The 15,455-nt window shown below is 66.9% G+C and carries 15 protein-coding genes; 9 read left to right on the top strand and 6 right to left on the bottom strand.

Annotation, left to right across the window (positions count from 1 at the left end; all coding sequences use genetic code 11):
- Positions 1 to 145: 145 nt before the first annotated feature.
- From KDB67_RS08400 to KDB67_RS08385, 4 genes are all read right to left on the bottom strand, one after another.
- On the bottom strand, positions 146 to 1,273 hold the full coding sequence (locus tag KDB67_RS08400) for a YncE family protein (RefSeq protein WP_291014736.1): 1,128 nt from the start codon (positions 1,271 to 1,273) through the stop codon (positions 146 to 148).
- A gap of 98 nt (positions 1,274 to 1,371) precedes the next feature.
- Complete coding sequence (locus KDB67_RS08395; protein WP_291014734.1) at positions 1,372 to 2,169, bottom strand: ABC transporter ATP-binding protein; 798 nt, start codon at positions 2,167 to 2,169, stop codon at positions 1,372 to 1,374.
- Entirely contained in the window at positions 2,166 to 3,275 is a 1,110-nt protein-coding gene (locus tag KDB67_RS08390; RefSeq protein ID WP_291014732.1) for an iron chelate uptake ABC transporter family permease subunit, read from the bottom strand. The genes KDB67_RS08395 and KDB67_RS08390 overlap by 4 nt, the downstream gene beginning before the upstream one ends.
- Entirely contained in the window at positions 3,272 to 4,354 is a 1,083-nt protein-coding gene (locus tag KDB67_RS08385) for an iron chelate uptake ABC transporter family permease subunit (RefSeq protein ID WP_291014730.1), read from the bottom strand. The genes KDB67_RS08390 and KDB67_RS08385 overlap by 4 nt, the downstream gene beginning before the upstream one ends.
- A 202-nt stretch (positions 4,355 to 4,556) precedes the next feature.
- Between KDB67_RS08385 and KDB67_RS08380 the strand changes: the two genes are divergently transcribed.
- The 3 genes from KDB67_RS08380 to groL all read left to right on the top strand — a co-directional run bounded on the left by KDB67_RS08380 (position 4,557) and on the right by groL (position 7,676).
- Positions 4,557 to 5,375, top strand: a complete 819-nt coding sequence (locus KDB67_RS08380; protein WP_291014727.1) for an ABC transporter permease — start codon at positions 4,557 to 4,559, stop codon at positions 5,373 to 5,375.
- Positions 5,376 to 5,591: 216 nt separating this feature from the next.
- Positions 5,592 to 5,891: a co-chaperone GroES gene (groES, locus tag KDB67_RS08375; RefSeq protein WP_291014724.1), complete on the top strand. Its 300-nt coding sequence runs from the start codon at positions 5,592 to 5,594 to the stop codon at positions 5,889 to 5,891.
- A 168-nt stretch (positions 5,892 to 6,059) separates the two neighbouring features.
- Complete coding sequence (gene groL, locus KDB67_RS08370) at positions 6,060 to 7,676, top strand: chaperonin GroEL (protein ID WP_291014722.1); 1,617 nt, start codon at positions 6,060 to 6,062, stop codon at positions 7,674 to 7,676.
- 59 nt (positions 7,677 to 7,735) lie between these two features.
- Here the strand turns inward: groL and KDB67_RS08365 are convergent, their stop codons facing one another.
- On the bottom strand, positions 7,736 to 8,029 hold the full coding sequence (locus tag KDB67_RS08365; protein ID WP_291014720.1) for a WhiB family transcriptional regulator: 294 nt from the start codon (positions 8,027 to 8,029) through the stop codon (positions 7,736 to 7,738).
- A gap of 432 nt (positions 8,030 to 8,461) precedes the next feature.
- On the opposite strand from KDB67_RS08365, the gene KDB67_RS08360 reads away from it, so the two are divergent.
- The 3 genes from KDB67_RS08360 (at position 8,462) to KDB67_RS08350 (ending at position 10,938) form a co-directional block, all read left to right on the top strand.
- Complete coding sequence (locus tag KDB67_RS08360) at positions 8,462 to 9,280, top strand: hypothetical protein (RefSeq protein ID WP_291014717.1); 819 nt, start codon at positions 8,462 to 8,464, stop codon at positions 9,278 to 9,280.
- A 147-nt stretch (positions 9,281 to 9,427) separates the two neighbouring features.
- Complete coding sequence (gene shbA, locus KDB67_RS08355; RefSeq protein ID WP_291014714.1) at positions 9,428 to 10,003, top strand: RNA polymerase sigma factor ShbA; 576 nt, start codon at positions 9,428 to 9,430, stop codon at positions 10,001 to 10,003.
- On the top strand, positions 10,000 to 10,938 hold the full coding sequence (locus KDB67_RS08350) for an anti-sigma-D factor RsdA (RefSeq protein WP_291014712.1): 939 nt from the start codon (positions 10,000 to 10,002) through the stop codon (positions 10,936 to 10,938). Before shbA ends, KDB67_RS08350 begins: the two co-directional genes overlap by 4 nt.
- A 91-nt stretch (positions 10,939 to 11,029) precedes the next feature.
- On the opposite strand, the gene KDB67_RS08345 is transcribed toward KDB67_RS08350, so the two are convergent.
- Positions 11,030 to 11,425 (bottom strand): DUF5319 domain-containing protein, encoded by a 396-nt coding sequence (locus KDB67_RS08345; protein ID WP_291014738.1) that lies wholly within the window; start codon positions 11,423 to 11,425, stop codon positions 11,030 to 11,032.
- Between the two features lie 128 nt (positions 11,426 to 11,553).
- Here KDB67_RS08345 and guaB point away from each other — a divergent pair, with 128 nt between their 5' ends.
- The 3 genes from guaB to guaA all read left to right on the top strand — a co-directional run.
- Positions 11,554 to 13,065 (top strand): IMP dehydrogenase, encoded by a 1,512-nt coding sequence (gene guaB / locus KDB67_RS08340; RefSeq protein ID WP_291014709.1) that lies wholly within the window; start codon positions 11,554 to 11,556, stop codon positions 13,063 to 13,065.
- Between the two features lie 78 nt (positions 13,066 to 13,143).
- Positions 13,144 to 14,304 (top strand): GuaB3 family IMP dehydrogenase-related protein, encoded by a 1,161-nt coding sequence (locus KDB67_RS08335; protein ID WP_291014706.1) that lies wholly within the window; start codon positions 13,144 to 13,146, stop codon positions 14,302 to 14,304.
- A gap of 42 nt (positions 14,305 to 14,346) precedes the next feature.
- A partial coding sequence (guaA, locus tag KDB67_RS08330; protein WP_291014704.1) for a glutamine-hydrolyzing GMP synthase occupies positions 14,347 to 15,455 on the top strand: 1,109 nt, incomplete at its 3' end.

The raw sequence follows: 15,455 nt of genomic DNA, 5'->3' as shown, positions 1-15,455 counted from the left end.
GCAACCCCCGCGTCGTCAAACGCAAATACACCAAATGGCACGTCAAACGAGCACACCACCAGCACTGGCCCCAACCCGCAGGGCCACCCACCTACACGCCGGTGCGCACTAACTGAACGGTATTGTGTCTAGGGCGTGTCTCCCACTAGCCTCGCTTGACCGAGAGGACGGTCAGGTTCGAGCTCTGGAACTGTGTGGAGAACACGGTCCCCGTGCGTTCGTCGACGGCGAGGGTGTGCACGCCGACGCCTGCGGGAATGGCTCCTACCACCGCGTTGGTCTTCAGGTCGATCACCGTGAAGGTCTTCTTGAAGAGGTTCGACGTGTACGCGACGCGGCGCTTGGAGTCGATGGCGATCTTGTTGGGCGTCGCACCGGTCTGGATGCGTGCGACGATGGTCAGCGAATCGGGGTCGATCACAGCGACCTCGCCGGTGGCGAAGCTGGCCGCGTAGACCTTGCCGGTGGCCGCATCCACGGCCGGCCGCGAATTGGCGGCGGTGGTGATCTTCTTGACGATCGTGTTGGTGCGGCTGTCGACCACGGTCAGGTAGTTGGTCTTGCCCTTGGTCTTGATATCGGCGTTACCGATGTATACCCGGTGGCGCGTGGAATCGATCGCGATGAACGACGGGCTGTAGATGTCCTTGATCCGCGTGATCTCGCGTCGGGTGGCGGTATCGATCACGGCCACCTCGTCGAGGGTCACATTGGCGATATACGCACGCCCGGTGGTCGGGTCGGCGGCGATACCCATCGGATGGTCGAGCTTGGACTTGACCATGTCGCCCGGAGTCGCGGCGCGTGCGTTCATGCTGACGATGGTGGCGGCGTTGGTCTCGGCGTTGGTGGTGAGCACTCGCCCGGCCCTGGTGTCGAGCGCGATCCCGACCGGGATCTGCTTCATCGGCATCTTCGCCGGGATGGTCTTACTGACCGGGACGGTAGTCGTGGGGAGGTTGTTGTAACTGATCGAACGCAGCACCTTACGGCTGTCGGCGCTCAGGACCGCGACCTTGGGGTTGAGCGGATGCGGATAGGGCAGGACCTGTCCGCTCTTGGGATCCTTGTAGTTGAAGTCGTCGGCGTCGGTCACGAAGATCTTGCGGCGCTTCTGATCGATTGCGAGTTCGGCGCCGTCGGCGACACCGGCGGGGATGGACGTCTGCGAGTACGACCAGCCCGACGCCAGCTTGGTGCTTGCCGGGGCCGCGGAGGCGGGAGAGGTGAGGGTCGCCGCCACGACGAGTCCGGCGACAACCGGAGCACCCACGCAGCAAACATGTCGGATTCGTCGTGAATTCATGGTTCGGACCTTAGCAGGGTGCGACGGCATGGGTAAGGGTGCCCTTTCTTCCTGTGATCGCTCGTCTACGTGGTCTGCCAGACCGGTATGACCAGCGGAGTATTCGATTCGGGGTCGTCGATGATGCGGCACGCCAGTCCGAATACGCCGGCCACGAGGTCGGCCGTGACCACGTCTGCCGGTGCGCCCGCCGCGATCACCTCACCGGCGCGCATCGCGATGATGTGGTCGGCGTAACGGCAGGCCTGATTGAGGTCGTGCAGTACGGCCACCACCGTCCGGTTCTCCTCACGCTGCAGCCGTCGGCACAGGTCGAGCAGCTCCACCTGAAAGGCGATGTCCAGGTAGGTCGTCGGCTCGTCGAGCAATACCAGCGGGGTCTCCTGGGCCAGGACCAGGGCCACCCAGACACGTTGGCGCTGGCCACCGGAGAGCCTGTCGACCCGCTCACCGGCCAGGTGCGCCACACCGGTGGCCACCATCGCCGCGGCCACCGCGTCTTCGTCTGCCTGCGACCACTGCCGCAGGAATTGCTGGTGCGGGTAGCGGCCCCGCGACACGAGTTCGGCGACCCGGATGTCCTCGGGCGGGATCGAGGTCTGCGGCAGCAGCCCCAGAATCTTCGCGACCTCCTTGGTCGAGTACTTTTCGATCGATTTTCCGTCGAGGACGACCGAGCCCGCAGTGGGGGCGAGCAGCCGCGACAACGCCCGCAGCAGCGTCGACTTCCCGCACGCGTTCGGGCCGATGATCACGGTGAACTTGTTGTCGGGGATCTCGACGGTCAGATCGCGGGCGATGGCCTTCTCGCCGTAACCCAGCGTGAGGCCGTCGGCGCCGAGTCTGGTGGAGATCGCGGTCATTGTTCCTGCCTCATCTCGCGGTACAGAAGGTAACAGAGGTAGATGCCGCCGAGGCATACCGTGATCACGCCCACCGGTAGTGCCCGCGGCGAAAAGGCGCGTGCGGCAACGACATCGCTGACGACGAGCAGTAGCGAGCCGAGCAGCGCGGTGACTGTGAGCGGTGTGCGCCCGCCGCCGACGAGCCTGCGGGCGATATGCGGTGCGGACAGAGAGATGAATGCGATCGGTCCGGCCACCGCGGTGGCGGCCGCGGTGAGCGCGACGCCGAGGATCGGTAGACCGAGTTGTGAAGCCCGCGACTGCGCGCCGAGCGTCCTGCCGAACTCGGGTCCGAGCTCGAAGACCGGATGCCGCCGCGACAATGCCGCAACCCCGACGACGAGGACGATGATCACGCACAGTGCTGGTGTGGTCAGCTGCCAGGTGATCGTCTCGAGGGTTCCCGCACCCCACTGGGCCGCCGACATCGCCTCGGACAACTCGGCCCGCAGGATCAGCCAGTAGTTGACCGCCGCGAGCATTGAGCTGATCGCGACACCGCAGATCACCAGCCGGAATCCGCCCACCCCCTGCCGGAAGGCGAGGGCGTAGACGACAGCGGCTGTGCCGATACCGCCCGCGAGCGCACCGCCCGCGGTGGCCAGATATCCACCTGAGAAGAGCAACGTCACCACCAGCGCGCCTGTGTACGAGCCGACGCCGAACCCGATGATGTCGGGACTGCCGAGCGGATTGCGGGTCAGGAGCTGAAAGATGGCCCCGGACAGGGCGAGTGCGGCGCCGAACGCGAGGGCTGCGAGCACCCGGGGCGCCTGCCACTCCCGGATGGCGAGTTCGGCCGCCGGATCTCCGGTACCCAGCAGTGCATTGACCACGCCCACCGGCGACACGGTGAGATCACCCATTCCGAGCGCGACGATCGCCACGACGACGGTGGCCACTGCGGCTACGGTCCCGACCACGACCTCGCGCCGGTCCCAACGCCCCGACAGTCCGCCGATCCGCCACCGGATCACCGGACGCCCGAAATCGATGCTGCCCGAGTGCTCCACGGTGAACGCGGTGGCCCGGTAGGGCTTGTTTCCGCTTCGCGCCGATGTCATGCGGTTCCTGACGAGAGTCTGCGGACCAGAATGACCAGGATCGGCGCGCCCACGAATGCGGTCACGATACCGACCGGCACCTCGTCCGGACGCACCAGAACCCGACCCACCACGTCGGAGACCAGGACCAGCGCGGCACCGCCCAACATCGAGAACGCCGTCAGCCACCAGCCGCCGACGCCGGCCACCATGCGTACGGCGTGCGGAACCATCAGCCCGACGAAGCCGATCGGCCCGGCCGCGGCGGTCGCGGCTCCGCACAACAACACCACCGCGACGATGGTGAGGATGCGGACCCGCCGGACGGGAACACCCATCGCGGTGGCCAGGTCGTCGCCCATCGAGATCGCGTCGAGGGGCCGCGCCAGTCCCATCGCGAGTACTGCGCCGATCACCACGAACGGCAGGACGGCCAGGAGGACCGAGTTGTTACGGCCGACCAGCGAGCCGACCTCCCAGATGCGCAGGGCGTCGAAGGCGTCGGGATTGAGCAGGCCGATGCCGCGGACCGCACCCGTGAGCACCGCGGTCACCGCGACGCCGGCCATCGTGACCCGCACCGGCGTGATCCGGCCGCGCCCGGCTGAACCGAGGCCGTAGACGATGGCCATTGCCGCGACCGCGCCGGCGAAGGCGAACCAGATGTACGACCACATACTGGTCAGCCCCAGGAAACCGACCGCGATCGCCACCGCGAACGACGCACCGGCGTTGACCCCGAGGATCTGCGGATCACCCAGTGGGTTGCGCATCAGTCGCTGGATGAGGGAACCGGCCATACCCAGCGCGGCCCCGACGACCACCGCGAGCAGCGCCCGCGGAATGCGGTAGCCGACCACGACCTCCTGGTCCCTGTCGGAGCTCCCGGCGTAGGCGAACAGTGCGTCCCAGACCTGCGTCGCCGACACCGGCCGCGCGCCCACGAACAGACTGAGCCAGGCCAGCAGTACCACGACAAGCGCGAGCCCGCACCACCACAGCGCGTAGGTGCTGCCGTGCCGGCGGTTGCCGGCGTGGGCCGAGACCACTCCCAGCGCATCGTCGCGGGCGGTGTCGGGTGCAGCGAGGTCAGCCGGCATGGTGTGCCTTCGCTCCGGCGACCTGCGCGACGAGATCGTGGGCAAAGTCCGCGGGGTACTCGGTCACGCGATGAGACTAGCCGACGATTGTCGTAAATACTACCCCGTTCTAGGCGTGCGTCGCGTACGCTACAGTGTATCCATGTGTCACTCCGGCGACACAGCCCGTTTGCCGGACATATGGGCAGAAATGGTGGATCCAGTGCGAACGTCGGCGATAGTCCTGGCGGCGAGCGATGTCAACGACGCGATCATCCACATCGGGCCCAAGCTCGCGGTCGCGCTGGTCCTGCTCACCGCGATCGCCGCGGTCGTCAACCACCTCAGCGGCAGCGGGATGGCCGCCGGCGCCGTGCGGGCCGTACTGCGGGCGATCGCGCAACTCGGCGCGCTCGCCCTGGTGGTCACCGTCGTCATCGATGTCCTATGGGCATCGATCCTGTTCGTCCTCGTCATGGCCGCCGTGGCGGCCTGCACCTCGGCGGGCCGGGTGACCGGCAAACCCGGCGTGATCCGCAGAGAGACCGTGAATACTGCGCTGCTGTGCCTGATTCCGGTGGGGCTGCCGACGCTGGTGATCGTCGCATTGCTCGTGGCCACCGGAGTGCTGCCGATGACCGGACTCGCGATCATCCCGACCGCCGGCATCATGTTCGGGGCGGCGATGAACACCACCTCGCTCGCCGGTAAACACTGCCTCGACAGCCTCGCCGAACGGTACGGCGAGGTGGAGGCCGCGATGTCGTTGGGCTTTCTCATCCGGGAGGCGCGTCTGGAGATATGCCGGCACGCCGCATCGACCGCGCTCATCCCCGCCCTCGACCAGACCCGGTCGGTCGGTCTGGTCACCATTCCCGGATCGTTCGTCGGCATGGTCCTGGGCGGCGCATCTCCCGCGGCCGCGGCGGCGATGCAACTGTTCGTGCTGGTCGCGCTGCTCGCGGTGAGTGCGATCGCCTCGGCTCTGACCGCCGAGTTCATCGCCCGCGGGCTGCTGGAGCGGCCGGAGCGGGCGCGCTGAGCCACCCGTCGTGGCCAGTTCGCTGACAGCGATCAAACCGGGCCGCATTTTTGCACCCTCGAACCTTGAGTGCTGGCACTCGCATGTATAGAGTGCTAGAGGGCACTGTACGAAGCCACGGCACCCGCGACGACGCGGCCTCGGGACAGAGCGCCACCCACGTACGTATCGGAACACCGATCACATACTCAGTATCGAAAGTTGAGGACGCACATCGTGGCGAGCGTGAACATCAAGCCGCTTGAGGACAAGATCCTGGTGCAGGCAGTCGAGGCCGAGACGACCACCGCGTCGGGCCTGGTCATCCCCGACACCGCCAAGGAAAAGCCGCAGGAAGGCAAAGTCATCGCAGTCGGCCCCGGCCGCTGGGACGACGAAGGCGAAAACCGCATCCCGGTCGACGTCAAAGAAGGCGACACCGTCATCTACAGCAAGTACGGCGGCACCGAGATCAAGTACTCGGGCGAGGAATACCTGATCCTGTCGGCACGCGACGTGCTGGCCGTGATCGGCTAAAACCCGGCGCAGCGGAGACCGCAGCGTCCCCGCGCCACCGGCCGCACCGCCCCGGAGCCCGTACAGGGGCCCGGGGCGGGCGGCTTTCCGCACCCCTTTCACGCCAGCGGATCACCCACACCGGCTCCATCACACCCGGGCCCGATCCCTCATAACCGAAAGCACCCCATGGCCAAGCACATCGAATTCGACGACACAGCTCGCCGGGCACTCGAACGCGGCATCAACGCCCTCGCCGACACTGTCAAGGTCACCCTCGGACCCCGCGGTCGGCACGTCGTGCTCGAAAAAGCCTTCGGCGGACCCACCGTCACCAACGACGGTGTCACCATCGCCCGCGACATCGACCTCGACGACCCGTCCGAAAACCTCGGCGCACAGCTCGTCAAATCCGTCGCCACCAAGACCAACGACGTCGCCGGTGACGGCACCACCACTGCCACCGTCCTCGCCCAGGCCATCGTCACCGCGGGCCTGCGCAACGTGACCGCCGGCGCCAACCCGATCGCCCTCGGCGCCGGAATCGGCAAAGCCGCCGACGCCATCAGCACCGAACTCCTGCGCGTTGCCACCCCCGTCGACGGCGAAACCGCCATCGCGCAGGTCGCCACCGTCTCCTCGCGTGACGAAGAGGTCGGCACCATGGTCGGCAAGGCCATGTCCACGGTCGGCGCCGACGGCGTCGTCACCGTCGAAGAAGGCTCCGGCCTGCAGACCGAACTGAACATCACCGAAGGCGTTCAGTTCGACAAGGGCTACCTCTCGCCCTACTTCGTCACCGACCACGACAGCCAGGAAGCGATCCTCGAAGACGCTCTCGTGCTGCTCTACCGCGACAAGATCAGCTCCCTGCCCGACTTCCTGCCGCTGCTCGAGAAGGTCGTCCAGGCCGGTAAATCGGTGTTGATCATCGCCGAAGACGTCGAAGGCGAACCGCTGTCGACCCTCGTCGTCAACTCGATCCGCAAGACCATCCGCGCCGTCGCCGTCAAGGCGCCCTACTTCGGTGACCGGCGCAAGGCGTTCCTCGAAGATCTCGCCGTCGTCACCGGCGGCACCGTCATCTCCACCGATATCGGCATCACCCTTGCCGACGCCGGACTCGAACTGCTCGGCTCCGTCCGGCGCGCCGTCGTCACCAAGGACAACACCACTCTCGTCGACGGTGCCGGCACCAGCGACGAGATCGCCGCGCGTGTCGAACAGCTCAAGCGCGAGATCGAGAACAGCGACTCCGACTGGGACCGCGAGAAGCTGCAGGAACGCCTGGCCAAACTAGCCGGCGGCATCGCCGTCATCCGTGTCGGCGCGGCGACCGAAACCGCACTCAAAGAGCGCAAGCATCGCGTCGAGGACGCTGTCGCCGCGGCCAAGGCCGCAGTCGAAGAAGGCATCATCCCCGGCGGCGGCTCCGCCATCGTGCAGGCCGCCAAGGTGCTCGATGAACTCGCCGACACCCTGCCCAACGACGAGGCACTCGGTGTCCAGGTCGTCGCCACCGCACTCAACGCGCCCCTGCACTGGATCGCCACCAACGCCGGCCTCGACGGCGCCGTCGTCGTCTCCAAGGTCGCCGACGCCGAGAGCGGACATGGCTTCAACGCCGCCACCCTGACCTACGGCGACCTGCTCGCCGATGGCATCATCGACCCCGTCAAGGTCACCCGGTCCGCCGTCGTCAACGCCGCATCCGTGGCGCGCATGGTGCTCACCACCGAGACCGCCATCACCGACAAACCGGCTCCCGCGGCCGACGCGCACGCCCACCACGGCCACGCGCACTAGTAGAACGCAAACAAGAAGGGGCACCCGCATCGTCGGGTGCCCCTTCTTGTTTGCCACTATCAGGCGATGCGGCGGCCTACGCCGCGCTTCATCAGGATGCTGCGTTCGGATTCGCTCAACCCACCCCAGATGCCGTACGGCTCGGCGACGGCGAGTGCGTGCTCGCGGCACTGGACGATCACCGGGCAACGGTGGCACATCTCCTTGGCGTGCCGTTCACGCTGCGCACGGGCCCGGCCGCGCTCGCCGTCGGGGTGGAAGAACATCGACGAATCCACACCCCTGCACAGACCCTGCATCTGCCAATCCCAGATGTCAGCGTTGGGGCCGGGGAGGTGATTGGGCTGAGGCATGGCTGCAACTCCTTGTTCGACTTGGCCGCTCTGGCCGGTGCATGAAAAGACACTAAATCCGTGAAAGAAACCGAGTCAATATGACTTCGAACCGGACGAAATAGACCAAAGATTCCCCATTTGTTAACGGGATGTTGTACGGTCCGCACCCGCTTGGATGGCATTGTGCGGGGCGCTGCGCCGGGGCATGGTTGTGCGTATTCATGTTGCAGCACAGTAATATTCACAGATGATTCAAGGTTACTCACCGGTATCGTCGACAGCGTCTCGTAGGTTTCCTGTGCGGCGCCACGTAACCTGTATGACATGATTGCATCATGCGCACGTCACTTTTATGCCTGAATAACCTTCGGCCGCGCTGTGTTAAATTCATGCAAACTGTATCGGGGTGAGTGACTTTCGCCACGATTTCCGCTGCTCACGGGGGATTTGATGCTTGAAGTAGCTATCGACCACGGCCGGACCACGGCCGCCGAGCGACGCGAACGCTGGCGTTCGGCCGTGCGGCACGGCGCGGCCGGATACGCAGCACGGGCCGACACCGAGCTCGAAGTGCTCGCGGCCGACTGCGCTCGGGCCGCGGACATCGCGCTCGAATCACTCTGCCGGAGCACCCGCGCCTCCCTGCTGCGCCAGGCGGGGCGGCACGACAAGGCGCTGGTTCCCGACGCCCGGGCACTCGCGCTGATCGGACTGCCGACGTCATCGGGTGAGCGCATGGGTGACAACTGGGCCCGTGCGGCCCGGATCGACGCGCTCGTCGGACTCGCCGCCGACAATCTGGGACGGTTCGCCTTCGGCGCGTCCGAACGTCTGCTCCGCCGGGCACGAACGCTCACCGATCCCGGAATGATCACCGACACCGACTGGGAGTGCGGGTTGAGGCCGCGGCTCCGGTGCGAGTGGGTCAGCACCGAACTCGGCCTCTACCGTGGCGACCCGGTGTCGGCGCGCACGCATTCGCAGGCCGGTCTGGACCTGCTTGCCGCCGTGCCCGCCGAACACCACCTACGGCACCGCATCAAGACCGAGCTGATCGCCGCTGCCGCCGATGCCGCGGCCGGGAAAACCGACGCGGCGATCGACCGTGGACATCGTTGCCGCCGGGCGAGCGCCGGCGCGGGGCTGCTGCCGTTGCAGTGGGCGGCGACTGCACTTCTCGGCTCCCTGATGTCCGACCCCGCCGTTACCGTCGAGAACCAGCAACTGCACGAAGAGCTGACACGGCGCGGGATGTCATTCGGCCGATGACCCGACCTCGCTAAGGTGTTTGGGTTACCGGTGGGGAAGGCGCCGGCGGCCGTCCGCGGCCCACCGAGATCAGGATCAGTGACGTAACTGCCTGAAACCGCTGGTAGTGACCACTACGACTATGTAACACGGAGTTCGCAGCAACCGATGAGACTGACAGATGGTGAGTTGGACGATGCGGTCCGTGCTGCACGGCAAGGCGATCGTGCTGCGCTCACGTCAGTTCTCGAAAGCGTGCAGGAACCGATTCTGCGCTATTGCCGAGGACGTCTGGGTGTAGGAGAACGGCATCTGTTCTCCGCTGATGATGTCGCGCAGGAGGCGTTGATGGCAGTGATGACGGCGCTGCCCCGCTATCAAGAGCAGGGCAGGCCCTTCATGGCCTTCGTGTACGGAATCGCATCGCACAAGGTTGCCGACGCGATGAGAGTGGCGGGCCGGGTCCGGTCCGATCCCGTGGAAGACGTCCCTGAAACGTTCACCGGTGTCGCCGGCCCCGAACAACGCGCCCTCGACGCTGACGCAGGCAGACAGATGCGCGAACTGCTCGAACTTCTGCCGGAGAAGCAACGCGAAGTGCTGGTCCTGCGCCTCGTCGTCGGGCTGTCGGCGGACGAGACCGCTGCGGTCGTCGGGTCCACGGCGGGAGCGGTGCGGGTGGCACAGCACCGGGCATTGGCCCGACTCAAGAAGCACATCAGTAAGGCAGGTGATCCGCGATGAACAACCACGAGCAGTGGGACGACCATGACCCGGACCTGCCCGACGACGCCGGACAACTCGACTTCAACGCCCTGCGGGAGGACGAGGCGTTCATCGACGCGCTCGCGCGCGATATGCCCGTCCTCACCGGCGACGACGCCGAGTACCGGCTCGCCGTCCTGTTGTCCGGTTGGCGTCGCGACACCCTGTCAGAGCCGTTGCCGCCGCTTCCGGGTATCGATGAGATCGAGCACGCGATCGCAGCATCCGAGCCGCCCCGGCGCGGGAGCCGTGCGATGCGGCACTTACGTGTGGTTTCCGGTGCCGCCGCCGTCGCGGTCGTCGCGGCCGCCGGGCTCATCGTCGTCGCCGAAGGCGCCCAGCCCGGTGACACCCTGTGGGGAGTCAAGTCGGTGGTCTTCGCCGAGCAGGCCCAGCAGACCAAGGCGATGGTGCAGGCCAAGGACAACCTGGAGCAAGCCCAGTCGGCCGTTCAGACAGGCGACCTGTCATCGGCCAACAGCCTGATCTCCAAAGCATCCGAAGACCTCAAACCGGTCAAGGACGAAGAGACCCGCCGCCGGATGAAGGAGTGGATCGAACGGCTCAAGGACGACAGCGCGAAGAAGGCCACCAGCAGCAAGACCCGCGAGAGTACCGCATCCGAGAGCACCCCGGCCGATATCACCGACGACAGCACCACGGTGGATAATCCGGTCGTCGATGATCCCAGTCCTGATGTCGGCACCGACGCCACGGTCAGCGACACCGTGACCTCCGACCCGTCGCATTCGGTCCTGCTCACACCGTCGAGTTCGCCATCGTCATCGAGTGCACCGCCCACGACCACCGCAGCGCCGACGACCACCGCCGCCACGACCACGGCCGACCCGACGACAGCCGACGAGACCGTGGTCGTGACCACCGAGGTGGAGACCACCAGCCCGTCGAGTTGACCGGGCCGTATAACGACTCTTGCCGACGCCGCGGTTGCGGTGTCGGCAAGAGTCGTTTTTCAGAAGTGTTTGCGGCCGGCCGCCGCGGACGTCAGCGGTCGGTGCCGCCGATGAAGTGGCTGTGGGCATCGGCATAGCCCCGGCAATAATCCCAGGTGACGTAGTCGTCGGGACGTGGGTCGACAGCCGGCTCGTGCGGGCGTACCGTACCGTCGAGCAGCAACTGAAGTAGGTTTGCCCGCAACATCTCCCAGTCGTGGTAGTGATCCTCGCGGCAGTCCTCGCACATCACCACCAGACCGCGCACACCCCGCTGCGCCAGCAGTGTCTCGTAGACCTCCAGGTCGGCGAGATCCTCCTCGACGGCCATCCGCTCACTGTCGTCGAGAGGGATACCGGGCTCGATCGCGTCCAGGGCGGCCGACGGGTCGCTGGGATCACCCGCGAACGGATCAGGGGGAAGGCCGGGTGGGAAATGATCACGCACGGGTCCACGGTAGCCGATCGCCGTCCCGGATTGGGTGTCGCTGTCGTCCGGTCGAATGCGTTGCTGTTTGTGGTTGCCGTCGTCGGCGTGATTCATGGTCGGGGCGGTGGTGCCGATACGATGGAACGATGACGCACGTTCACACCGGTGGAGACGATCCCGGCAAGGTCGCGATGCTCGGCCTCACCTTCGACGACGTCCTGCTGCTGCCGTCCGCATCAGATGTGATCCCGAGCGATGTCGACACCTCGTCGAGGGTCACCCGCAACATCACACTCCGGGTACCGCTCGTCAGCTCGGCGATGGACACCGTCACCGAATCGCGCATGGCCATCGCGATGGCCAGGGCCGGGGGCATGGGCGTCCTGCACCGCAACCTGTCGATCGACGAGCAGGCATCGCAGGTGGAGACCGTCAAACGGTCCGAGGCCGGGATGGTCACCGACCCGGTGACGTGCTCACCTTCCGACACCCTCGCCGAGGTCGACGCGATGTGCGCGCGGTACCGCATCTCCGGGCTGCCGGTGGTCGACGCCGCCGGTGAGCTCGTCGGCATCATCACCAACCGTGACATGCGGTTCGAGGTCGATCAGGACCGCCCGGTGTCCGAGGTGATGACCAAGGCCCCGCTGATCACCGCGCAAGAAGGGGTGTCGGCCGAGGCCGCCCTCGGGCTGCTGCGGCGCAACAAGGTGGAGAAGCTGCCGATCGTCGACGGTAACGGCAAGCTCACCGGCCTGATCACGGTCAAGGACTTCGTCAAGACCGAACAGCATCCACTGGCCACCAAGGACTCCGACGGGAGGCTGCTCGTCGGCGCCGCCGTCGGCACCGGTGGCCCGCAGTGGGACCGCGCGATGGCTTTGGCAGATGCCGGAGCGGATGTGATCATCGTCGACACCGCACACGCCCACAACCGGCTCGTGCTCGACATGGTGGCCAAGCTCAAGGCCGAGGTCGGCGATCGCGTCGACGTCGTCGGCGGCAATGTCGCGACGCGGGAGGCCGCCCAGGCCCTCATCGACGCCGGTGCCGACGCCGTCAAGGTCGGCATCGGGCCGGGTTCCATCTGCACCACCCGCGTGGTCGCGGGCGTCGGCGCACCGCAGATCACCGCCATTCTCGAAGCGGTCACCGTCTGCCAGAAGGCGGGCGTACCGGTGATCGCCGACGGCGGTCTGCAGTACTCGGGCGATATCGCCAAGGCACTGGCCGCCGGCGCGTCGACCGCGATGGTCGGGTCGCTGCTGGCGGGTACCGCCGAATCGCCCGGTGAGCTGATCCTGGTCAACGGTAGACAGTTCAAGAGTTACCGGGGCATGGGATCGCTCGGCGCCATGCAGGGTCGCGGCCAGGGCAAGTCGTACTCCAAGGACCGCTACTTCCAGGACGACGTCCTCAAGGAGGAGAAGCTCGTCCCCGAGGGGATCGAAGGCCGGGTTCCGTTCCGCGGGCCGCTCAGCCAGGTCGTGCACCAGCTCGTCGGCGGGCTGCGCGCGGCGATGGGATACACCGGGTCGGCCACCATCACCGACCTGCAGCAGGCGCGGTTCGTGCAGATCACCGCGGCCGGGCTCAAAGAGTCCCATCCGCACGACATCACCCTCACCACCGAGGCGCCCAACTACTATTCACGCTGACCCCGGTCGTGCCCGAGGTGCCCAAAGGCGCCCGGGCACGTCCGTGTGAGCACTCGTCACCAGCAGAAAGGCGCAACGGTGCGTGACCTTGTCGATATCGGAATGGGCCGCACGGCCCGGCGGACCTACGAACTCGACGACATCAGTGTCGTTCCGTCGCGCCGCACCCGGTCGTCCAAAGATGTGTCCACTGCCTGGCAGATCGACGCCTACCGGTTCGACGCGCCGATTCTGAGCCACCCCACCGATGCGCTCGTCTCACCGGAGTCGGCCATCGATCTCGGCCGGCTCGGCGCGCTGGGCGTCATCAACGGCGAAGGGCTGTGGGCCCGGCACCGCGATGTCGAGAACAAGATCGACCAGCTGATCGACGTCGCCACCACTGATCCCGACCCGCGGGCAGCCGTGCGCTGCCTGCAGGAGTTGCACCGGGCGCCGCTCGATCCCGAACTGATCGGGCAGGCGGTGGCGCGCGTTCGTGAGGCCGGTGTGACCACGTCCGTGCGGGTGAGTCCGCAGCACGCACCCGAGCTCACCCCGGCGCTGCTCGCCGCAGGCGTGGAACTGCTGGTGGTGCATGGCACCATCATCTCCGCCGAACACGTCGCGCAGGTGGACCGTACGACCGGTGAGGCCGGGGCGCCGCTCAACCTCAAGACCTTCATCGCCGATCTCGACGTTCCGGTCATCGCCGGCGGTGTGCTCGATCACCACACCGCGCTGCATCTGATGCGTACCGGTGCTGCCGGGGTGATCGTCGGATACGGCTCGACCGCCGGATCCACCACCACTGGTGAGGTTCTCGGCATCGGGGTGCCGATGGCCACAGCCATCGCCGACGCCGCCGCCGCGCGCCGCGACTACCTCGACGAGACTGGCGGCCGGTACGTGCACGTCATCGCCGACGGTGACATCCACACCTCCGGCGACCTGATCAAGGCCATCGCGTGTGGTGCCGATGCCGCCGTGCTGGGCACCCCGCTCGCCACCGCCGCGCAGGCACCCGGCCGTGGCTGGTACTGGCCGTCGGCGGCCGCCCACCCCGACACCCCGCGTGGCGCGCTCCTGCAGGTGGCCACCGACGAGGATCGTCCCGACCTGGCGCAGGTTCTGGGCGGGCCGTCCGACGACCCGTACGGCGAACTGAACCTCGTCGGCGCGCTGCGCCGGGCCATGGCCAAAGCCGGTTACTGCGACCTCAAGGAGTTCCAGAAGGTGGGGCTGTCCGCCCGGGCGTGAGTGATTTCCCGCCGCGTCGGGCGCACTTATAGACTTGCCCGGGTGACCGGCTCATCCGATAACACCCATCCCGTCCTGGTCGTCGACTTCGGTGCCCAGTACGCGCAGCTCATCGCCCGTCGGGTGCGTGAGGCGCGCATCTACTCCGAGGTCATCGCCCACGACGCACCGCTGGCCGAGTTCGAGGCCAAGAACCCGGCGGCCATCGTGCTCTCGGGTGGGCCCGCATCGGTGTACGCCGACGACGCACCCAGTCTCGACCCTGCGGTCCTTGATCTGGGGGTGCCGGTGTTCGGCATCTGCTATGGCTTCCAGTCGATGGCCAAGGCACTCGGCGGCACCGTCGCCAACACCGGTGGCCGTGAATTCGGCCGCACCCCGTTCACTCCCGGCGGCGGTGTACTGCACGCAGGTCTCGACGGCGAGCAGCCGGTGTGGATGAGCCACAACGACGCCGTGCAGGTGGCACCCGAGGGGTTTTCCGTCACCGGATCGACGCCCGGTGCCCCGGTCGCGTCATTCGAGAACACCGAGCGCCGGATGGCCGGGGTGCAGTATCACCCCGAGGTGCTGCACACCCCGCACGGGCAGCAGGTGCTTACCCGTTTCCTGTACGACATCGCAGGCCTCGAACCCGCCTGGACTGCGGCCAACATCGCCGAATCCCTCATCGAGGACGTGCGTGCGCAGGTCGGTGACGGTCTGGCTATCTGCGGCCTGTCCGGCGGTGTGGATTCGGCGGTGGCCGCCGCGCTTGTGCAGCGCGCCATCGGTGACAGGTTGACCTGCGTGTTCGTCGATCACGGTCTGCTGCGCGAGGGTGAGCGCGAACAGGTGCAGCAGGACTTCGTCGCCGCCACCGGTGCACGCCTGGTGACGGTCGATGCCGAGTCGGTGTTCCTGAGCGAGTTGTCCGGCGTCAGCGATCCGGAGGCCAAACGCAAGGTCATCGGACGCGAGTTCATCCGCTCCTTCGAGGGAGCGGTCACCGAGGTGCTCGGCGACCGGGCCGCGGCGGGGGAGAAGGTCGACTTCCTCGTCCAGGGGACCCTGTATCCGGACGTCGTCGAATCCGGCGGCGGCAGCGGCACCGCCAACATCAAGAGCCACCACAACGTCGGCGGACTGCCCGACGACCTCGAATTCTCCCT

It is taken from the genome of Gordonia sp. (in: high G+C Gram-positive bacteria) (assembly GCF_020438995.1).
Classification (GTDB): Bacteria; Actinomycetota; Actinomycetes; order Mycobacteriales; family Mycobacteriaceae; genus Gordonia.
The sequence above is the reverse complement of the archived record's forward strand: the minus strand, read 5'-3'. Positions and strand labels throughout refer to the sequence as shown.